Genomic DNA, 20,696 nt, shown 5'->3' on the forward strand with positions numbered 1-20,696 from the left:
ACACCGAAAGCTATCACATACCCAATTTGCTGAAGCGAGACCAACTGGTCACGACTCAGTACCCGAATTTCTTGACGACCATAGAGCATTGGAACCACCTGATCCCATCCCGAACTCAGCAGTGAAACGATGCATCGCCGATGGTAGTGTGGGGTTTCCCCATGTGAGAGTAGGTCATCGTCAAGATTAAATTCCGAAACCCCTGATTGCTAACGCAATCAGGGGTTTTGTTTTGGGCGGTCGGAAAGTTTACCGACATGCTCGATATACAGCCGCACCCCGACAAATTTGCACAGTTATTTCTGAACCAGAACACTAGAATAGGCACCTAACCTTTTTTAGAGTCCGAGCCCTATATGCCCGACCCGGTTGATGCCCTCGAGGTGTCAGACTTACCGCTGGACGAACTCGTGGCATGCCATGAGTGCGACTTGTTGATGCGCAAGCCGGAGCTTGCCCGCGGTGAAAAGGCCCAATGCCCACGCTGCGGCTACGAGCTGTACGCTCACCGCCACAACGTCGTTGAACGAAGCCTGGCGTTAGTGATTGCCGCGCTGCTGTTGTACGTCCCCGCGAACTTTTTACCCATCATGCAGCTCAATCTACTCGGGCAGTCCTCGCAGGACACCGTATGGACCGGCGTGGTTGGTCTGTTCGACACCGGTATGCAAGGCGTCGCCGTGGTGGTGTTCCTCTGCAGCATGGGCATTCCGTTGCTCAAGCTCCTGTGCCAACTGGCGGTATTGCTGAGCATCCGCTGGAACATCGGCCGCAGCTACGGCCTACTGTTTTATCGCATCTACCACCATCTGAAAGACTGGGGGATGCTCGAGGTTTACCTGATGGGCGTGCTGGTGGCGATCGTAAAACTGGCCGACATGGCCACCATCACTGTTGGGCTGGGCCTGGCCTGCTTCGTAAGTCTGTTAATGGTCCAGATACTGCTGGAGGTGGTCATGTCACCTCACCAGATCTGGGAAGCGCTGTCAGGAGAGGATGCTCATGCGGGCGATTGATGCGGGCATTCTGATCTGTACCGAATGCCATGAACTAAACAAACAAGACCCGGACACCGATGAGCAAACCTGCACCCGTTGCGGTGCGCTGGTCCACGCCCGTCGTCCGAACAGCCTGACGCGCACCTGGGCGCTGCTGATCACGGCAGCCATCTTGTACATCCCGGCCAACCTGCTGCCGATCATGACCGTCAGCTCCCTGGGCCAAGGCGATCCGAGCACCATCATGTCCGGCGTGATCCAACTGATGCAGCACGGCATGTTCCCGATCGCCGCTGTAGTGTTCATCGCCAGCATCCTGGTGCCCACCTTCAAGCTGGTGGGCATCGGCTTGTTACTGTTCTCGGTGCAACGTCACCAACCACTTTCCGCGCAACAACGCATTATCATGTACCGCTTTATCGAGTTCATTGGCCGCTGGTCGATGCTGGATATCTTCGTGATTGCCATCCTGGTGGCGGTCGTAAACTTTGGGCGACTTGCCAGTGTCGAGGCCAATCTCGGTGCCGTGGCGTTCGCCAGTGTGGTGATCTTGACGATGCTTGCCGCAGTAACTTTCGATCCCCGACTGATTTGGGATAACACGGAGTCGGACGACGACCATGAGTGATTTGCCTAAGGCTAAAACCCGCCCAGCTTCCAACTGGTCGGCCATTTGGGTGCTACCCCTGATTGCCCTGATTATCGGCGGCTGGCTCGGATGGCGTGCCTATAACCAACAAGGTATCGAGATTCAGGTTCGCTTTGAAAGCGGCGAAGGCATCCAGGCCAACAAGACCGAAGTGGTCTACAAAGGCATGTCCGTGGGTAAGGTGAAAACCCTCGCCCTGGATGACGAAGGTAACAATCGCGGGGTGATTGCCACCATCGAGATGAACAAGGATGTGGAGCAATACCTCAAGACCAACACCCGCTTCTGGTTGGTAAAGCCGAGCGTCAGCCTGGCCGGGATCACCGGCCTGGAAACCCTGGTATCGGGTAACTACATCGCCGCCAGCCCGGGCGATGGTGAGCCGACACGCAAGTTCAAGGCCCTGTCCGAAGAACCCCCGTTATCCGACGCCAAGCCCGGCCTGCACCTGACGATCAAAGCCGATCGCCTCGGCTCGCTGAACCGCGGCAGCCCGGTGTTCTACAAGCAGATCCAGGTCGGCCAAGTCAAAAGCTACCTGCTCTCCGAAGACCAGACCACCGTTGAAATCAAGGTCTACATCGAACCGACCTATGCCAGCCTGGTGCGCAAACACACGCGTTTCTGGAACGCCAGCGGCATCAGCATCGACGCCAACCTTTCCGGCGTAAAAGTGCGCAGTGAATCCCTGGCCAGCATCGTTGCCGGCGGTATCGCCTTCGCCACGCCAGAGAACCGCAAGGACAGCCCACCGACGGATCCAAGCCTGCCGTTCCGACTGTACGAAGATTTCGACGCCGCCGCGGCGGGCATCAAGGTCAAGATTAAACTCACCGACTTCGAAGGCCTCCAGGCGGGTCGCACACCCGTGATGTACAAAGGCATCCAGGTCGGTAGCCTGAAAACCCTGAAGATCGACCCGGACCTCTCCAGCGCCAATGCCGAGTTGACCCTCGATCCACTGGCTGAAGACTACCTCGTCCAGGACACCCAATTCTGGGTGGTCAAACCCTCCATCTCCCTGGCAGGCATCACCGGCCTGGAAGCCTTGGTCAAAGGTAACTACATAGCCATTCGTCCCGGCGACAAGGGCAGCGCCCCACAACGGGAGTACGTCGCCCGGGCCAAGGCGCCGCCACTGGACCTGCGTTCCCCCGGCCTGCACATGGTGCTGTTCACCGACAACCTCGGTTCCCTGGACGTCGGTAGCCCGATCCTCTACAAGCAGGTCAAGGTCGGTTCCGTACAGAGCTACCAGTTCTCCCGCAAGAACAAGCAACTGGTGATCGGCGTCCACATCGACAAAGAATATGAAGGCCTGGTCAACGGCTCTACCCGATTCTGGAATGCCAGCGGCGTGACCCTGACCGGCGGACTCACCGGCGGCATCCAGGTGAAGAGTGAATCCCTGGCCAGCCTGATGGCGGGCGGTATCGCCTTCGAAACCCCGGAGCCGAATGTACCACTGAAAAAGCGCATCCCGCGTTTCCGTTTGTTCCCGGACCGCGAAGCCGCCAACCAGCACGGCACGCTGGTGACCATCAAGGTCGACCGCGCCGACGGCCTGCGTCCCGGTACGCCGGTACGCTTCAAAGGCCTCGACGTCGGCAAGATCGAAAGCGTCGACTTGAGTGCCGACATGCAATCGGTCCTGCTCAGCGCGCGTATCACTCAAGTGGCTGATCGAATCGCCCGGGCTGGCAGTCAGTTCTGGGTGGTCAAGCCTGAACTCGGTCTGATGAAAACGTCGAACCTGGAAACCCTGGTCACCGGTCAGTACATCGAAGTGCAGCCAGCGGTGAAAAACGCCGGCCCGCAAAAGAGCTTCGTTGCCCTCGACCAACCGCCGGAAGCTGTCCATCAGGAAGCGGGCTTGAGCCTGGTGCTCAGCGCTGCGCGTCGTGGTTCGCTGAAGGAAGGTGTGCCGGTGACCTATCGAGAAGTTACGGTAGGCAAGGTCACAGGCTACGAGTTGGGCCAGACCGCCGACCGCGTGCTGGTCCACATCCTGATCGAGCCCAAGTACGCGCCGCTGGTGCGCAGTGGCAGCCGGTTCTGGAACACCAGCGGTTTCGGTCTCGACTTCGGCCTGTTCAAAGGCGCGACGGTACGCACCGAATCCCTGGAGACCCTGGTCGCCGGCGGAATCGCCTTTGCCACGCCAGACGGCGAACGCATGGGTAATGCTGCTCGGCCCCAGCAAACCTTCCCGCTGTTCGACAAGTTCGAAGACGAATGGCTGACCTGGGCCCCTAAAATCCCACTCGGCAAATAGACCGAGGCGCGGCCTTCGCGAGCAAGCCCGCTCCCACATTTGACCCAGTTCCCCCCTGAAGGAACCCGATTGAATGTGGGAGCGGGCTTGCTCGCGAAGAGGCCCTCAAAAACACCAAAAAAAGGCCGCGATCCAGAAGATCGCGGCCTTTTTGCATTTCAGCGCAGTTGATTAAACCTCATCCAACTCCGGCTCATCCGCCTGCACATTCACCGTCGCCTTCACCACATCGTGACGACGGATGTATTTCCAGTCCGCCTCATCAATGTAGATCCCGTTCGGCCCGCTGCCGCCTTCCAGGTCAATCGCCACCTGGGCGGACACCTGCGGCTTCACACTGGCCAGAATCGGCACGAAGCCCAGTTGCAAGCTGGTTTCCAGCAACGCCGCCTGGTTCTTCTCATCGATATCCGCCGCCTCGTCGAGGTAGTAAGGCAAGCGCACGCGCCCGGCCTGGTCGCGGTCCATCAAGTGCAGCAACAAGTACATGTTGGTCAGCGCCTTGATGGTCATGGTGGTGCCGTTGGAGGCGGCGCCATCAATGTCGGTGTGAATGATCGGCTGGCCGTTGACCTTGGTGATCTCGAACGCCAATTCGAACAAGTCCTTGAGGCCCAACTGGTTATGGTTGGCCGCCACCAGGCGCGCGAGGTATTCCTTGGCTTCCTCGTTCTTGTTGTCCTGCTCGGCGCTCTGGCTCAGGTCGAATACCGACAGGGTTTCGCCTTCTTCATACTGACCAGCACTGTGGATGATCTGGTCGATATGCTTGAGGGCTTCCTTGTTCGGCGCGAGCACGATGCGGAAGCTCTGCAGGTTGGACACCTGGCGCTTGTTGATCTCGCGGTTGAACAACGCCAACTGGTGCTCAAGGCTGTCGTAGTCGCTGCGGATATTGCGCAAGGTGCGCGCGATATCTGTGACCGCCGCACGCCGTGCCTTGCCCAACGTCAGGGCTTCATCGGTACGGTGCGCGTAAGCGTTGATCAGCAGGTGCAGGCGGCGCTCCATATCGTCTTCACTGTCGAACTTGGCCACGCCCTTGAGGCGCACCTGTGCATACAGCGCGTCGATCTGGCCGTCAGCCCGCAGCAAACCCTGCCAACTGTCCTGATAGTCATTAAGCAGTGGCAGCAGGTTTTCCATGGAGTCGTCGACCGGGTCCATGAACGGCGTACCAAACGGCAAGTCCGCCGGCAGCAGCTGGCGACGACGCAACGCGTCATCCAGCGTGCGCTGCTTGGCTTCCATATCACCAATCTGGCGGCCTACCAGTTGCAGCTTGGCCGACAGTTGTTGGACGCGTTCGGTAAACGCATCGCTGGAACGCTTCAACTCGTCCTGGGCCGCTTCCATCTGCGCCAGGCTTTCCAGCTTCTCGCCTTCTTCTGCGCTCAGGGTTTGCGAGCGGCGGAAATCTTCCAGCGCCTTTTGCGCGTCCAATACCTGTTGGTACAGCGCTTCAGTCTGGGTCTTGCTCGCCGCGCGGTCAGACGCCACGGCGTGCTGGGTTTTGAGTTGCTTGAGTTCTTTTTCCAGACGCTCTTTCTGGTCACGCAATGCAGCGCGGTCAGCCAAGGCCTGCAATGCCGGCGGCTCGATATGCGAGATGTCGATGGCCAACCCCGGCACTTCAAAACGCTCGCCCTTGAAGCCGTCGAGAATCTGCTCCAGGGATTTCACCCACAGGCCGTCTTCATCCAGGGTGATGCCATGCTCACCCAACGGCAAGCTGAACAGCGAACTGTTGAACAAGCGCATCAGACGCTCGACATCCTGCTGCGAGAATTCTTCCCGCAGCTTGGCGTAGCTGTTGTTGTCGGCGTGATCGAGTTGTTGCTTCACCGACTTCAGGCGTTTTTCCAGGTCCCGCAGACGCTCGTCCAGATCCTCGGCGCTGAACTGACGCGACTGCGCCAAGGCCCCGGCCAATTCGTCGTGAGCATCCTTGGCGGCCAGCAGTTGCTGCTCCAGCACCTTGACGTCATCCACCAGGGCGAAGCGATGCTTGAGTACCGACAGTTCACCGAGCCAGCGCTGAATGCCGCTGATTTCCCGCTCCAGGCGCATCAGCTCCTGAGTGCCGCCGCGCTGGTCGTTCTGCAGTGCGTCTTGCTCGTTGCGGTAATGCTCGGCCTGGATCGTCAGCTCTTCCTTGCGCGCACTGGCGTAGTCCGACCAAGTGCCCAACAACGAATCCAGCAGCGGCGACAGGCGATGCAGTTTGCCCCGCAGGATTTCCCGCTGTTTCACGCCATTGGACAGCGCTTCCACCAGCGGCCCGGCGGCTACCAATGAGTTGTAGTCCTGCTCCATGCGTCGTACATCACGGAAGGCTTCTTCACACGCCGCGATGTAATCGACACTGCCGGAACGCAGGCTGTGTTCGAAGGCATCCAGGAACAGCTGCTTCAACTTGGCCGCGGTAATTTCCCGCATGTGCAGCAAGTTGATAAACAGCGCCCGGAAGGTCTTCAGGCTCTGCTCGCTGGTGGAGCGCAGCGGAATCAGGGTCAGGTCCAGCGGGATCGACGTGTGGCCGCCCACCAGCAAACGCCGCAGTTCATCCGGCTTCAGCTCGTAGGCCTTCAGGCCTTCACGCTCAAGGTTGGTGAACAGCTCTTTCTGGCGCAGGCAGGTGTCGTTCTTCTGGTAGTGAGCCAGGTCCAGCTTGCCCGCATAGGCAAAGAACTGGTGACCGAAACCACCGCCCGGGCCGCGACCGACCACGCCGATCACGTGCGGGCCATGGGGCAGGGCCACTTCCACCAGGATGTAGCTGGTGTCGGTAGCAAAGTAGAAACGCCGGGATTGCTCCAGGGTGTACTTGCCGAAACTCATGTCCGACATGCGCGCCAGAATCGGGAACTGCAAGGCGTTGATCGACGCTGATTTACCGAGGTTGTTCGCGCCATACACCGACAACGGTTCTTCCAGCGGGAACAAACCCAAGCTGTAACCGGCAGTGTTCAAAAGGGCGAAGCGGCGAATGCCGTAGCGTTCCTTGCTCATGCATCGGTCTCCTGTTCTTCGGCAATGGCACGGGCCATGGCGTCTTCTTCGCTTTCTTCTGCGAAGTCACTCAAGTCCAGCGGGTCATCGGTCTTCAGCAGTTTTTCATCGCTGTCTTCGTCGATGATCACCGGGGCCGGCAACGGCAACACGCTGTGGATACTCGCGGCGAGGTCACGGTCTTGCTGCACCGAGAGACACACATCGAGGAAGCGGTGCATCGGGGGCAGGAAGCGGTAGATACCGTTCTCTTCACTGGCAAAACCCAGCTGGGTCATGCGACGCATGATTTTTTCTTCCAGCTCCTCAACGGTCGTCACTTCAGCCTGGATAAACAGGTCGCGGTACTTTTCCAGCAACGACGGCAGCTCATCACGGCCCAGGCTGCCACCGTCAAGCACAGCAATCGGGTCGCGGCCCTGGTCGGCCAGGTGCTCGACGATGATGAAGGTGAACAACGCCAGGCGCTGGGCGGTCTTGTTGACCTGCGCTGCGGCCACGGCCGAGTCCGGTACGAAGTAGTAGAAACCCCGGGTATCGCACACCAGCTCGAAGCCCAGGGCTTTGAACAGCGTGCGGTATTGGTCTTGGAAGTTCGACAGTTGGGCGTACAGCTCCGGGTCGCGGCGGCTGACGTGGTAACCCTTGAACAGCTCGCGAAAGATCGGCGCCAGCTGGGACAGTTCGGATAGATCAAGTTGCATGCGAAGTCCTTACATAAGCAATGCTCGCAGAATTCTCGGCAGAGTCAGGCGTGGCCGGGAGCAGGGCGAATGAGCGCAGGCTGACCTGGTGCTCGTGAGTGTGGTAATCCCGTCGTTCCAGCCGTTCGCGCTTGAAGCGTTTCTCCCGCGAAAGGCGTGAGAACCAGTACAGCAACTCGTCGGTTGCGCCGTCCGGTTCCTGCTCCAGCAGCCAGGTCATCAGGTCGGGCATCGGCAGCGCGTCTTCGCAGCGTTCGAGCATCTCCTTGACCGTGCGCGGTGCGCGAGGGGCTTCGCCCTTGTGGGACTTGTGCGCCTTGGGAAAACGCGCCGGTTTCGGCTCGAAATTGGCCAGGGCGTACACGTAGGCTTCGACCTGGCTGGCACTGCCAAGGAAGGTGCTTTGCGGCCGGGTGAACATCGGCATCGCCGCTTGCGGCACCGCGTCCAGGCCCTTGCGGCGAATCGCCGACAAGGCCAGCGCCGCGCCACGGGTCACGGCGTTGTGTCGGCGCGCTTCTTCACGCAGCGGTAGCAGCAGTTCCCGGGCGTGACGCAAGGTCAACTGGGCGCTGGTTTGCATTTCGAGGATGCGCGCGTGGGTGCGCAGCAGCATGTCGTCGTCCACCAGGTGGCCGAGGCGCTGCTGTTCGGTAAGCATGCGCAACAGCACGTTCTCGACCTTGCGCACGCCTTGTTCGAAGGCGCCGTCGGCATTCACCAGTTGAATCATCGGTTCGACGTATTCGTCCCAGGTCGCGAGGACTTCGGCGTAGCGCTGGCGCAACGGGATCTGCCGGTCGCTGGTCTTGGCGCGGTCGGCCACGGCCGCGAGGGCTTGTTCGTCGTTGGCGAGTTTTTTCAGCACATCGCGCACGCGCATGTCCAGCAGGCGCAATTGGCGCGCCAGGTCATGGCCATCACGGATGTCGAAGGCGTCCTGGATATAACCCGCCAGGCGCTCAAGGTGGCGCAGGTAGGCTTCGATTTCCAGGCACAGGCCTAGCCGGTGCTCCTTGCGAAGATAAGCCAGGAAGTCGTGGATCTGCGCATTGAGCTCGAAACGGTTCGGGCTCTTGGCGACAGGCACCAGGATATCCAGGCGAATCCACACGTCCAGCAGGCTGGTGATGTCCTGTGGCGTGCTGTCCAGTTGTTGGGCGGCCAGTTGGGCGCGCAGTTCGCTGAGGCTCAGAGTGCCTTGGTCGAAGTGTTCGCACAGTGGCTCAAGCAGGGCCCAGTGTTCGGCGAGGGCGCGCAAGACGCGCTTGGGTTCGATCATCGGAATGGCCGGCTGGTTAGCGATTAAAAGCAGCGATTGTACTGCATCGGGGGTGGGATTTATCCACAGCCGGTCGTGAGGCACCCACTTGCACGATCAACTGCGGGCGATCTTCGTCGAAGGGCGGTAGAATCCCCGTTCTTTAGTTATCCACAAGTGGCCGACCTTTGCTTATCGAGTCCCGACGTCGCGCTTACTTGACCGCCATGCAGGTGGTCAACTGGCTGCCGCGCACTGAATTACCGTTCGCCGCCCCCTCTCGGCCCGAGCTGCTGGAGGCCCCGGAACCGTTCGAGGCTTTCGAGCCTTCGGGTGAGGAGGCGGCGGCGCCCGTGCCGCTGGTCAAGCCTGTGGCTGAAACCCCGGTGGTTCGGCCAAAGGTCGAAGTCCCCCGCCCGTCGCCGGTTGCCAAGCCGGTCGTCGCCGAGGACGCGCCTGCCGTGGCCAAGGCCCCGGTCGTGCCGCCGCCGCGCTTTGCCCTGCAACTGCTGCGGGCCGGGCGTTGCCTGTTGCTGGTGGAGTTGCCGACCGGCGAGCGCTTCCAGACCCGTGACCCGGCCTATCTGCTGCTCAAGGACATGTTGCGCGCCGCCGGCCTGCCCGACAGCCCGCAAATCGTCGGCGAGCCGGTACGCTGGCCGCTGCTGGCTCGGGGCACCATGGACCAGGGGCCGGAAGCCGCGCGGGATTTTGTGCAAGGTTTCGTCTCGGCACGGCTGGAAGACGAACCCTGCGTATGCCTGTGGCTGATCGGCCTGCCCGCCGTGCGTTTTGCCGGCGAGGCCGACGCCGAGGCCTGGTACCGCGAACTGCAGGTCGAAGGTCTGGGCTCCGTCTGGGCCTTGCCGGGCCTGGAACTATTAATGGAAGAGCCACAGCGTAAGGCTGATGTCTGGCAAGCCATGCGCCGGCTGATGGCGCGCTGGAAAAGTACCGATGAGTGAAGCTTTATCCTTCCGCCCGATGACCGAGGCGGACCTCGACGCTGTACTGAAGATCGAATACGCAGCGTTCAGCCACCCCTGGACCCGCGGGATTTTTCTCGATGGGCTGGGCAAGTACCAGATCTGGCTGATGTTCGAAGGTGAGCAGCAGGTGGGCCACGGGGTGGTGCAGATCATCCTCGATGAAGCGCATTTGCTGAACATCACCGTCAAGCCGGAAAACCAGGGTCGTGGCCTGGGTTTGAGCCTGTTGGAACATCTGATGTCCCGAGCCTACGAGGCCAAGGCGCGGGAATGTTTCCTGGAAGTGCGCGACAGCAACACCGGCGCGTTCCGGCTGTATGAGCGTTACGGTTTCAACGAAATTGGCCGCCGGCGGGACTATTACCCCGCCGTCGGTGGTCGTGAAGATGCGGTCGTGATGGCCTGCACCCTGGTCGACTAAACACAGGGCCTAATGTGGGAGCGGGCTTGCTCGCGAAGGCGGTGGTTCAGTCGCCAGATGTATTGACTGACACACCGTATTCGCGAGCAAGCCCGCACACACATTTAGTTCAGCAGAGTGTCAGCGGTTGCCGTCTACTGGATCGATATCGGCCAACTCGGCCTCATCCAGGCCATTGCCGCCGCCAATCTCGTCTTCATCGACGATGCTCAGGTCCCAATCGGCCTGTCCATCTTCACCTTCTTCCCGCGCATCCCGCGCACCATCTTCGCGGATCAGCGTTTCCGGGCTCATGTCATCATCGGTTGATTCATGATCAGCGGTGGAGGCCCCAGTCATCCCGGCTTCGCGCACCCGTTCGTCGGGCATCAGATGCTCGCGTTCGCGAGGTGGAATCTCGTCGCCGATCTCCGCCGTCGGCTCTTCCTCGTCAAAATCCAGTTCGTGCATCGAACCCATGCGGTCTTCGTTATCATCAATCGGCTCGGGTTGGGTGGCGCCGAAAGGACGTCGTGAATCAGTCATGGCGATTCCTCATACTGTGGGGCTTATAGTGTGTGGACAGGCATGGCTCCCCAAGATTCAAGTAATTGCCCGCCGGCTATCTTTAATTTCCGGCGTGACCCGGATGGGCGGTCGTCTGTCAAAGCTGCGCATCATTCCTGAGGCTTTCCCTGATGAACGAACTACAAGACCTGCTTGATAACAACGAACGCTGGGCGGATGCGATCAAACAGGAAGATCCCGAATTCTTCGCCAAGCTCGCCCGCCAGCAAACCCCGGAATACCTGTGGATCGGCTGTTCCGACGCCCGCGTACCGGCCAACGAGATCGTCGGCATGCTGCCTGGCGACCTGTTTGTGCATCGCAACGTGGCTAACGTGGTGCTGCACACCGACCTCAATTGCCTGTCGGTGATCCAGTACGCGGTCGACGTGCTCAAGGTCAAACACATCCTGGTCACTGGCCACTATGGCTGTGGCGGTGTGCGCGCCTCGATGCAGGACAACCAGTTGGGCCTGATCGACGGCTGGCTGCGCACCATCCGTGACCTGTACTACGAAAACCGCGACGTGCTGGCCCAGTTGCCCACGGAAGAGGAACGCGTAGACCGCCTGTGCGAGCTGAACGTGATTCAGCAAGTGGCCAACGTCGGGCACACCAGCATTGTGCAAAACGCCTGGCACCGCGGGCAGAGCCTGTCGGTTCACGGCTGTATCTACGGGATCAAGGACGGTCGCTGGAAAAGCCTGAACACCACCATCAGTGGTTTCGAGCAGTTGCCGCCGCAATACCGCCTGCGCCCGCTGGGTGCGGTCTAAGGGCTTTTGCGTTTGCGCCACTGCTCCATGAACTGTTGACCCTCGGTGTTCAGCGGCTCGTTCATGCCGGTGATCCATCCCCGGCAGTTGAGTTCGCCACATTGGCAGCGAAACTGTCGGAACAACACTTCCTCGGTGTGGGCGTAATCCATGGTCAGCAGGGCGCCTGCGGGCACTGGCTGAACGGACCACAGTTCCAGGTACGTCATGTCGAGAAACACGTTCGGGTTGCACGAGTGCGACAGCAGACCGCTGAACCACGGGTCGTACAAGTGGATTCGCGAGGATATCTGCACCGTATGCAGGCGCCGCTCACTCAGGGCATAGCCGGACACCTTGGCGATGCACAGACGGCTGTCAAAGGCGACGCGGGTCTTGATGCCATCGCCTGAGCCGTCCCGGGCACGCACCACTTCGTAGTCGCGGGCGCGGGGGTAGGCGTGTTCGGCGAGCACGGACGCAAACGGGTAAAGACAGTCACTCACAACGGTTTTAGCCTGATCCATGGCTTGAGTTTTCATGACTCTCCAAGAGGGGCTGCATCGACCTGCCGAGGGTGTCTGGACTGCCAGTCTTGCAGCGGATGGGCACGGCTCAAGCCTCGCCTAAGCGGGAGCCGATTTCTACTGTCAAATCTGACAGTAGAAATCGGCTATTTTTTCTGTACGAAAACGCCCTCCTTGCAGCTTGTGTCAAAGCGCCGGTGCATCAACCGACGATGCTGGCACTGTGCCCTTCAATTGCCTTAGCTGAGTTTTGATCGCCGGTTGGGCGCACTTGGCGTTCGCTTGTTCGGGCGTCAGTTCGCGGATCGAGGTGTAGAACAGTTCGCAGGTCTGCTCCTTGCGTGTTACCTGCCAGGTGTTCATGCAGCCCTTGAGCTGCACATTCGGATCGCTGGCGGGTTTCTGGCCCATGGAGGCCTGCCAGCAGGCGGCGCTCAAATCCTGGCCCATCACCTTCAAACCGGCCTCATCGGCCTTTTGCTCGTCACCGTCATAAGTGTCGGGGTTGGCGGCGTACCAGATGTAGCTCGGGTGATTGGCCCCCAGCACGGCGACCTTGCTGCCATCGACCGGACTGATCTGCGCCAGGCCCAACACACCTACGGTTTGCCCGTATTGCTGCTTGATCCAGCTGCGCACTGGCGCCCCGAAGGCCACCATCGGCAGTGCGCCGCCCGCGTGCAGGCTCAGCTCCTTGACCATGCGCGTCTGGTAGTCGGTGAAGTAACCGTACACGCCTTCCAGGTCCTTGCCCGCGGTGGCGGGGGCGGCGATCGGGGCGATATCGATGATGGTCTGGTATTCCGGCGTCTGGGTTGCCGGGATGCCGTTGGCCGTGAGCAGGGTCGCCCAGCGGTCGGTGGTGGCCGACTCCAGGTAGTCCTGGAAGTGGGTCAGTGAGTAATCCGGCGGGAAGTGCAGCAGTTCGATGCTCTTGCGGTTTTCCAGGGCCATGCCCAGCGGCAGGAACAGGTACCAGTTGAACTGCCACTTGCCATCGCCATTGAGTTTGCTGGCGCCCTGGTAAGCCAGGTCGGCGGTGTCGAGCAAGGTGGTCAGCGGCTGGCCATAACCGTCCGGTACGCCGCTGAAGGTGGCAAGCACCTGGTCATGCTCGGTTTTTACGCTGACTTTGCCTCGGCTGTAACCGTCTCGTTGCAGGCTTTGGTTCAGGTAGTGCTCGACGGTCTGCTCCAGCGTCCAGGGACGAAAGCAGATGACGTTGCAATTGTTCGGGTACGCGAACAGCTGGGTGACCCGTTGCGGGGTACCCAGCGGTACGGTGACGTCAGCGTGTACGACCGCACTCAAGGTCAGTGCGGCCAGGGTGAAGGACAACCTGGTGAGTTTAAACATGGATGGTTCCCTGTCAGCGAAAGCCCGTCTGCGCGGGGTGAATGCCCACCCTCACACAGTAGCGGTTGACCGGGAAAAGCGCGTAGAAAAACTGCGCGCTTGTCGCTTTTGAGCAAGAGCGTCTACACCTTGAAGTGCAGCGCGTTGGTCAGGTCACCCATAGGTTTCTGGCCACGTGCGACCATCGATTCGTCCCGCAGCTTGATGCCATCGAGTTTCTCCAGCTGGAACACCCGGGTGATCAGGCGCAGGATCGACGCCGTGTCATACACCGTATGGTCCACCGTGCGCTTGCGTGCGAACGGTGAAATCACCAGCGCCGGAATGCGCGTGCCCGGGCCCCAGCGGTCGCCTTTTGGCGGTGCCACGTGGTCCCACCAGCCGCCGTTCTCGTCGACGGTGATGATCACCACCATGTTTTTCCACTGCGGGCTTTCCTGCAGCATCTTCAACGTACGGGTGATATGCCGGTCGCCCGAAGCCACATCGGCGTAACCGGCGTGCATGTTCAGGTTGCCCTGGGGTTTGTAGAAACTCACCGCCGGCAGCGTGCCGGCCTGGGCGTCGGCCATGAAGTGGTTGGTGCTCGGGTCGTCGCCCAGGCCACCATCGCGCAGGCGTTTCTTGCGCTCTACCGGGTTTTCCGGACCTTGCTGCTTGAAGTAGTTGAACGGCTGGTGGTGGTACTGAAAGCTCGGGATCTTCGGAATCGCTACCGAATCTTTGTGCTCATCAATCGTCGCCTGCCACGCGCCGCCGTACCAAGCCCAGTCGACGTTCTTCTTCGACAGCTTGTCGCCGATGTGCTCGTGGGATTGTGGCACCAGTACGCTGGGCAGGTCCGGCTTGGCGTAGTCCGGGCGTTCCGGGTCGCGGATCCAGGTGGGCCAGTAGGGCGGCGCCATGGTGTTCACCGCATAGCCATCCGGGGTCAATGCGCTCGGACCGAATTGCGGCGGGCCGGTCATCGCGCTGGCCGGGGATTTGTCCAGCGGCTTGAGGCGTGTGTCGGTCGGGTCATCGCTTTGCAGCGTAGCGATCTGCGACTTGGCCACCGAGTTGGCGGCGTCCGGGTAAAACGGCACCTGGGCGCTGATCAAGTACTGGTGGTTGAGGTACGACCCGCCAAAGGCGCCCTGGAAGAAGTTGTCGCACAGCACAAATTCCCTGGCCACATCCCACAGGCGCAGGGAATAGCGGGTTTGCGGGTAATGGCCGAAGGTCAGCGCGCCCGAGTCGGCCCAGGCGACGAAACGGTCGTTCTTGCCGCCGTTGATCTGCATCTGGTTTTGATAGAACACGTGCCACAGGTCGCGGGTGACCAGGGCCAGCGGCAGGTCTTCACCGTCCGGGCCTTTCAACGCGAAAGGCGCGTTGGGCAGGTGTTGCTGATATTGGGAGGCGCTGGGGTAGATCACCCCGTCGATGGTCTGCGGGCCCAACTGGGTCACGCCGCCCCACACTTCAGGCAAGGTGTCCAGCAGGCTGCCGTCACGGTCGTGTTGCTGGTAGTCGGCGGGCTTGAGCGCGGAGAGCGGGCTCTCCACGCCGGGGAAGTCGGCAAAAAGATTGTTGAAGCTGCGGTTCTCGCCGTAGATCACCACTACGTTTTTCACGTTGTCGTGCAGGGCCTTGTCCAGTTCTGCAGGAGTCAGTTCGCGGTCGACCGGCGGGCCCGGCTGCTCAGCTGTGCCGCCGCAGGCGCTCAGGGTGGCTCCGACCCCCAGTACCGCCGCACCACCCAGAAAACGCCGACGGCTAGTGTCTATTGGCGGCTTTTCAGCATTATCGGAAGAAGGGCGATCTTGGTGCTCGTCACTCATTACTGGGGATCCCTACTGGATAGTTGTTGCAATATGTTTCGCGGAAACGGTATCAGCGGATTGTGACGGATGGAAGACACAAGTGGGATGACGCCAGCATGTTTACCCATCCCAAGCACTGCTAGACTGGCACGATATTGCATGCATCGAGGTGAATCATGAAACCTTCAACCGCCCTTGATCTCAAGAGAGTGGCCGTGCGTGAAGTGGTCGGGCGCTTTCGCACCTCCAATCCCAGGGTATTCGGCTCTGTTTTACTCGGTACCGACAAAGAGGGCAGCGATCTCGATTTGCTGGTTGATGCACTTCCGGGTACCACGCTTTTTGACCTTGGCGGGCTTCAAGTTGAGTTGGAGGATTTGTTGGGGGTCAACGTTGACTTGCTGACGCCTGGCGACCTGCCATTGAAGTTTCGTGCCCAAGTCTTGGCAGAGGCCAGGCCTGTATGACGTCAAATCGTATTGGTGATTACCTGGAGCACATACGCCAGGCATCATCTGACGCGATTACCTTTGTCGACGGTTTGAGCAAGCCTGAGTTTTTTGAAGACAAGCGTACTCAGCAAGCCGTGATCATGAGTTTGGTCATCATCGGCGAAGCGTCGACCAAAATAATGGATCAACATCCAGAGTTTGCAGCTGCCCAACCGCAGGTGCCTTGGCGCAGTATGCGAGGGATGCGCAACCGGATTGCCCATGGTTACTTCGATATAAATCTTGAAGTGGTATGGGACACGGTCCAGCACGCGCTACCTGAGCTGCTGAGCAACCTGCCAGCCGCACCCGCCTGAAGAGCGGGTGCAGCTTCGGAAAATTAAGGCATCACCGGCGGTAAATATTTAAGCGTCGTGCCCAACGCCCACAGCAAAAACAGCACCAGCGGCGTATGCACCAGCAACTGCACGAACGAAAAGCCGATCAAGTCCCGCGCCTTCAACCCAAGCACGCCCAGTAGCGGCAGCATATAGAACGGGTTGATCAGGTTCGGCAGCGCTTCGGCGGCGTTGTAGATCTGCACCGCCCAGCCCAGGTGATATTCCAGGTCATTGGCGACCTGCATCACGTACGGCGCCTCGATGATCCACTTGCCGCCGCCCGACGGGATAAAGAAGCCCAGCACCGCCGAGTACACACCCATCAACAGCGCGTAGGTGTCGTGGGACGCAATCGAGGTGAAGAAGGTCGAAATATGATGCGCCAGGGTCGCGCCGTCACTGCCTTTCACCACGGTCATCAGCGCGGCAATCGAGCCATATAGCGGGAACTGGATCAGCACCCCGGTGGTGGTGGGTACCGCACGGGCCACTGCATCGAGAAAACTGCGCGGACGCCAGTGCAGTAGGGCACCGACCATCAGGAACAGGAAGTTATAGGTGTTCAGCCCCGAGATTGCGCTGATCGCCGGCTTGGTCGAGAACTCGTGGAACAACCACCCGGCCGCCAGCAACGCCAGCAGGATGGTCAGCAACGGGCTGTGTTCCAGCCATTCGCCCGGGCGCGTCGGCGGTTGCGGCTTGGGCAGGTTGAAAGCCGGGTCGACACCGCAGGCCTTGGCGTCACGGGCGGAGTTCGGCCCGGGCGCGGTGGCGTAGGCGATGATCAGCGAGACCACGATCAGCGCCAGCAACAGCACGCCGGACTGCCACAGAAAGATGGTGTCGGTGAACGGGATCATCCCGGTAATCGACAGGATCGACGGCGGCAAACTGGCCGGGTTGGCCTGCAACTGCGCCGCCGACGACGACAGCCCCAGCGCCCAAACGGCGCCGAGACCGAGGTAGGCCGCAGCACCGGCCGCGCGATAGTCCATGCGCAAATCCGTACGACGGGCCAGTGCACGCACCAGCAAACCGCCGAACACCAGGGACAATCCCCAGTTGAGCAACGAGGCGACCATCGAAATCAGCGCCACCCACGCCACCGCAGAGCGGCCGTTCTTCGGGATGCGCGCCAGGCGGTCGATGAGTTTCACGGCGGGAGGGGAGCTGGCGACCACGTAACCGCCAATCACCACAAAGGCCATTTGCATGGTGAACGGGATCAAACTCCAGAAACCGTCACCAAAGGCCTTGGCGGCCTCGGTCGGCGCGGCGCCCATGCTCAGGGTCGCCACCGCGACAATGATCACGGCGAGGGCGGCAAACACCCAGGAGTCCGGAAACCAGCGCTCGGCGAAGTTTGAACAACGCAGGGCGAATCGGGCGTAGCGGCTGTCTTCAATAGCATCGGCCACGTTCAGTACCTCTATTTGTATTTATTATGGGGGCGGCAGTTTTGCTGCATGTTCCTCTACGGCTATTCATTTGGGAATGTAGTTATCTTCATTGATCAATGAGTAAAGCAAATATATCCAGCGTGATTGCCATCACTCGGCCCAGCTCATAACCTGCATTCCATTTCGTTTGTCTGCCGAGCTTTCACATGACTGCCACCTCTTATCCACAGGCGCAGCGTTTCTCCCGCTCCGACTACAAAACCCTGGGCCTGGCCGCCCTGGGCGGGGCCCTGGAAATCTACGACTTCATCATCTTCGTATTTTTCGCGCTGACCCTCAGCCAGCTGTTCTTCCCGCCGGAAATGCCCGAGTGGCTGCGCCTGCTGCAAAGCTTCGGCATCTTCGTCACCGGCTACCTCGCGCGCCCGCTGGGCGGGATCCTGATGGCGCACTTCGCCGATCACCTGGGGCGCAAGCGGGTGTTCAGCCTGAGCATCCTGATGATGGCGCTGCCGTGCCTGCTGATCGGGATCATGCCCACCTATGCACAAATCGGTTATTTCGCGCCGTTGATCCTGCTGGCGCTGCGCATCCTCCAGGGCGCGGCGGTGGGCGGGGAAGTGCCCAGCGCCTGGGTGTTTGTCGCCGAACACGCCCCGGATAACCATCGCGGCTATGCCCTCGGCTTCCTGCAAGCCGGGCTGACTTTCGGCTACCTGCTCGGCGCGCTGACCGCGACACTGCTGGCGCAAGTCTTCACCCCGGCAGAAATCCTCGACTACGCCTGGCGCTTCCCGTTCCTGCTGGGCGGCGTGTTTGGTGTGATCGGTGTCTGGTTGCGCCGCTGGCTCAGTGAAACCCCGGTATTCCTCCAGATGCAGGCCCGCCGCCAAGCCGGCGCCGAACTGCCCCTGCGTACCGTCTTGCGAGAGCACCGAAGCGCGCTGCTGCCGGCGATGATCCTCACCTGCGTACTCACCTCGGCGGTCGTGGTGCTGGTGGTCATCACCCCGACCATGATGCAGAAAACCTTCGGCATGAGCCCCAGCCACACCTTCGCCTTGAGCGCGCTGGGCATCGTGTTCCTGAACATCGGTTGTGTGCTGGCCGGGCTGCTGGTGGACCGCATCGGCGCCTGGCGCGCGGTGTTGGTCTACAGCCTGTTGCTGCCGGTGGGGATTGCCGTGCTGTATGCCAGCCTGATTGCCGGCGGCGTATGGCTGGGCGCGGCGTATGCGATTGCCGGATTGAGTTGTGGGGTGGTGGGCGCGGTGCCGTCGGTGATGGTCAGCCTGTTCCCGGCGCAGGTGCGGGTGTCGGGAATCTCCTTCACCTACAACATTGCGTATGCGCTGTGGGCGAGTACCACGCCGCTGATGTTGATCGCACTGATGCCCACCAGCCCGTGGATCTGCGTGGGATATTGCGTGGTGATGGGCGCGGTGGGTGCAGTGAGTGCGGCGCATTTTGGCAAGCGCCAACCCACCTGATCGTTCCCACGCTCTGCGTGGGAACGCCTCCCTGGACGCTCCGCGTCCGCTCTTGTGACGCGGAGCGTCACGGAATGCATTCCCACGCGGAGCGTGGGAACGATCATCAGGTCAGGAAGTGCCACATCAGCAGCGTGCCGACCAAACCGACCACCGACACAATGGTCTGCAACACCGACCACACCCAGATCGTCTGCTTCAACTGCAAGCCGAAGTACTCACGCACCATCCAGAAGCCGGCATCGTTGACGTGGCAGAAGAACACCGAGCCGGCACCAATCGCCAGGGCAACCAGTGAGCTTTGCGTCGCCGCCAACCCCGCCATCATCGGCGCCAGAATGCCCGCCGTGGTGGTCGTGGCAACGGTCGCCGAACCGGTGGCCTGACGCAGCGCCACGGCAATCAACCAGGCCAGCAGCAGGTACGGCATGTGTGCGCCTTCGGCCACCTTGCTGATGGTCTGGCTCACGCCGGCATCCAGCAGGGTTTGCTTCAACCCGCCGCCCGCGCCTATGGTCAGCAACAGCACCGCGATCGGCGCCAGCGCCTTGCGCAAGGTATTGCCGACATCGGCCCGGGGCATGCCGCTGGCCCAGCCCAGGCAAATCACTGCGGCAATCACCGCCAGGCCCAGCGCGATCAACGGCTCACCGAGGAATTTCAGGGTCAACGCCACCGGGCTTTCCGGCGACATGGCGACCTTGGCCAAAGTGCTGCCGAGCATCAGGATCACCGGCAACAGAATGATCAGCAGCGACACACCAAAACTCGGCTGGCGCGGGGCCTTGGGCGGTGCACTGAACAGCGCGCCAATGTCGGCCGGCTCGTCCACGTGCATGCGCTTGGACAGCCAGTTGCCGTACAACGGGCCCGCCAGAATCACGGCCGGTACCGCCAGGCAGAAGCCCAGCAACATGGTCAGGCCCAAGTCGGCGTGCAACGCGCCCACCGCAATCAGCGGGCCCGGATGCGGCGGCATCAACGCGTGCAGGGTGGTCATGCCCGCCAGCGCCGGGATCGCGATTTTCAGCAGCGGTTGGTTCGAACGCTTGGCCATCACAAAGATGATCGGCACCATCATCACCAGGCCGACTTCGAAGAACAGCGGCAAGCCAATCACCATCGCCACCAGCGCCATCACCCAGGGCAACGACTTGCCCTTGCCCAGCCCGAGCAGGGTGGTGGCGATACGGTCGGCAGCGCCGGACTCGGCCATCAACGCGCCGAGCATCGAGCCCAGGGCAATGATGATCCCGGCTTCACCGAGGATCGCCCCGGCGCCTTTGCTGAACGCCTTGGCCACTTCTTCCGGCGGCAAGCCGGCGCCGACACCGGCGATAAACGTGCCGATCAGGATCGACAGGAAGGGCGGCAGCTTGGTCGCGCTGATCAACACAATGATGCTGGCGATGGCCAGTAATACGCAGAACATGAGGCGGGTGTCGTGAACCATCCACGCGGCAGTCGATAACTCCAAAACGGGACTCCTTATCGAACAGGTTGGCTAATATGTTTCTTTTTGTTTCCTGCTCGAAAAGCATACCTGATACAACGGTTCCAGAGCGTTCATGTTCAATTTTGGTGCGCATGGTGTAACGTCCAGCTGACGGCGGGATGACAATTTCGCAACCCATGCCGGTGGTTTTGGCCTATAGCTCTATGATCAACCAGACCAC

18 protein-coding genes and 1 rRNA gene are annotated in these 20,696 nt (G+C 60.7%); 10 read left to right on the plus strand and 9 right to left on the minus strand.

All coding sequences use genetic code 11. The annotated features are described in order from the left end of the window. The first annotated feature begins 70 nt into the window (after positions 1-70). The 4 genes from rrf (at position 71) to AU074_RS12015 (ending at position 3,922) form a co-directional block, all read left to right on the plus strand. Positions 71-186, plus strand: a 5S ribosomal RNA gene (gene rrf, locus AU074_RS12000). 170 nt (positions 187-356) lie between these two features. Next, positions 357-1,016 (plus strand): paraquat-inducible protein A, encoded by a 660-nt coding sequence (locus AU074_RS12005; protein WP_063033189.1) that lies wholly within the window; start codon positions 357-359, stop codon positions 1,014-1,016. Continuing rightward, positions 1,003-1,626, plus strand: coding sequence for a paraquat-inducible protein A (locus tag AU074_RS12010; protein ID WP_003214366.1), 624 nt, complete (start codon positions 1,003-1,005; stop codon positions 1,624-1,626). The genes AU074_RS12005 and AU074_RS12010 overlap by 14 nt, the downstream gene beginning before the upstream one ends. Then, positions 1,619-3,922 (plus strand): PqiB family protein, encoded by a 2,304-nt coding sequence (locus tag AU074_RS12015; protein WP_076014908.1) that lies wholly within the window; start codon positions 1,619-1,621, stop codon positions 3,920-3,922. Before AU074_RS12010 ends, AU074_RS12015 begins: the two co-directional genes overlap by 8 nt. 171 nt (positions 3,923-4,093) lie before the next feature. Here the strand turns inward: AU074_RS12015 and mksF are convergent, their stop codons facing one another. From mksF to mksB, 3 genes are read right to left on the minus strand one after another with little or no spacing between them, the layout of a single operon-like run. After that, complete coding sequence (gene mksF / locus AU074_RS12020) at positions 4,094-6,934, minus strand: Mks condensin complex protein MksF (protein WP_076014909.1); 2,841 nt, start codon at positions 6,932-6,934, stop codon at positions 4,094-4,096. Continuing rightward, entirely contained in the window at positions 6,931-7,638 is a 708-nt protein-coding gene (mksE, locus tag AU074_RS12025) for an Mks condensin complex protein MksE (RefSeq protein WP_076014910.1), read from the minus strand. The genes mksF and mksE overlap by 4 nt, the downstream gene beginning before the upstream one ends. Next, positions 7,628-8,920 carry an Mks condensin complex protein MksB gene (mksB, locus tag AU074_RS12030; RefSeq protein ID WP_063033185.1) on the minus strand — a complete coding sequence of 431 codons (1,293 nt, stop codon included), beginning with the start codon at positions 8,918-8,920 and terminating at the stop codon, positions 7,628-7,630. The genes mksE and mksB overlap by 11 nt, the downstream gene beginning before the upstream one ends. 206 nt (positions 8,921-9,126) lie before the next feature. Between mksB and AU074_RS12035 the strand changes: the two genes are divergently transcribed. Then, positions 9,127-9,864, plus strand: a complete 738-nt coding sequence (locus AU074_RS12035; RefSeq protein ID WP_076014911.1) for an energy transducer TonB — start codon at positions 9,127-9,129, stop codon at positions 9,862-9,864. After that, entirely contained in the window at positions 9,857-10,309 is a 453-nt protein-coding gene (gene rimI, locus AU074_RS12040) for a ribosomal protein S18-alanine N-acetyltransferase (protein WP_003214382.1), read from the plus strand. The genes AU074_RS12035 and rimI overlap by 8 nt, the downstream gene beginning before the upstream one ends. 120 nt (positions 10,310-10,429) lie before the next feature. On the opposite strand, the gene AU074_RS12045 is transcribed toward rimI, so the two are convergent. Then, positions 10,430-10,834, minus strand: coding sequence for a serine kinase/phosphatase (locus AU074_RS12045; RefSeq protein WP_076014912.1), 405 nt, complete (start codon positions 10,832-10,834; stop codon positions 10,430-10,432). A 152-nt stretch (positions 10,835-10,986) separates the two neighbouring features. Between AU074_RS12045 and can the strand changes: the two genes are divergently transcribed. Next, positions 10,987-11,631: a carbonate dehydratase gene (can, locus tag AU074_RS12050; protein WP_003214385.1), complete on the plus strand. Its 645-nt coding sequence runs from the start codon at positions 10,987-10,989 to the stop codon at positions 11,629-11,631. Here the strand turns inward: can and AU074_RS12055 are convergent. The 3 genes from AU074_RS12055 to acpA all read right to left on the minus strand — a co-directional run bounded on the left by AU074_RS12055 (position 11,628) and on the right by acpA (position 15,316). Beyond that, a complete protein-coding gene (locus AU074_RS12055) occupies positions 11,628-12,152 on the minus strand; it encodes an SET domain-containing protein-lysine N-methyltransferase (RefSeq protein ID WP_076014913.1) in 525 nt (174 codons plus the stop codon). The two genes, can and AU074_RS12055, sit on opposite strands and share 4 nt — an antisense overlap. Before the next feature lie 171 nt (positions 12,153-12,323). Next, the gene (locus AU074_RS12060) at positions 12,324-13,493 is read right to left on the minus strand and encodes a hypothetical protein (protein WP_076014914.1); all 1,170 of its coding nucleotides are present in this window, start codon (positions 13,491-13,493) and stop codon (positions 12,324-12,326) included. 122 nt (positions 13,494-13,615) lie between these two features. Further along, positions 13,616-15,316, minus strand: coding sequence for an acid phosphatase (gene acpA / locus AU074_RS12065; protein WP_076014915.1), 1,701 nt, complete (start codon positions 15,314-15,316; stop codon positions 13,616-13,618). 158 nt (positions 15,317-15,474) lie between these two features. On the opposite strand from acpA, the gene AU074_RS12070 reads away from it, so the two are divergent. Both AU074_RS12070 and AU074_RS12075 read left to right on the plus strand, forming a co-directional pair. Then, on the plus strand, positions 15,475-15,765 hold the full coding sequence (locus AU074_RS12070) for a nucleotidyltransferase family protein (protein ID WP_076014916.1): 291 nt from the start codon (positions 15,475-15,477) through the stop codon (positions 15,763-15,765). Continuing rightward, positions 15,762-16,106, plus strand: coding sequence for a DUF86 domain-containing protein (locus tag AU074_RS12075; protein WP_076014917.1), 345 nt, complete (start codon positions 15,762-15,764; stop codon positions 16,104-16,106). The genes AU074_RS12070 and AU074_RS12075 overlap by 4 nt, the downstream gene beginning before the upstream one ends. 23 nt (positions 16,107-16,129) lie before the next feature. Here the strand turns inward: AU074_RS12075 and AU074_RS12080 are convergent, their stop codons facing one another. Next, complete coding sequence (locus tag AU074_RS12080) at positions 16,130-17,548, minus strand: short-chain fatty acid transporter (RefSeq protein WP_076014918.1); 1,419 nt, start codon at positions 17,546-17,548, stop codon at positions 16,130-16,132. 188 nt (positions 17,549-17,736) lie between these two features. On the opposite strand from AU074_RS12080, the gene AU074_RS12085 reads away from it, so the two are divergent. Further along, complete coding sequence (locus tag AU074_RS12085) at positions 17,737-19,020, plus strand: MFS transporter (protein ID WP_063033178.1); 1,284 nt, start codon at positions 17,737-17,739, stop codon at positions 19,018-19,020. A gap of 106 nt (positions 19,021-19,126) precedes the next feature. Here AU074_RS12085 and AU074_RS12090 read toward each other — a convergent pair whose 3' ends face one another. Continuing rightward, positions 19,127-20,497 carry a gluconate:H+ symporter gene (locus AU074_RS12090; protein ID WP_023659163.1) on the minus strand — a complete coding sequence of 457 codons (1,371 nt, stop codon included), beginning with the start codon at positions 20,495-20,497 and terminating at the stop codon, positions 19,127-19,129. Positions 20,498-20,696: the final 199 nt, after the last annotated feature.

Origin of the sequence: Pseudomonas sp. ATCC PTA-122608, from assembly GCF_001952855.1 — a bacterium.
In the GTDB taxonomy this organism is placed as follows: domain Bacteria; phylum Pseudomonadota; class Gammaproteobacteria; order Pseudomonadales; family Pseudomonadaceae; genus Aquipseudomonas.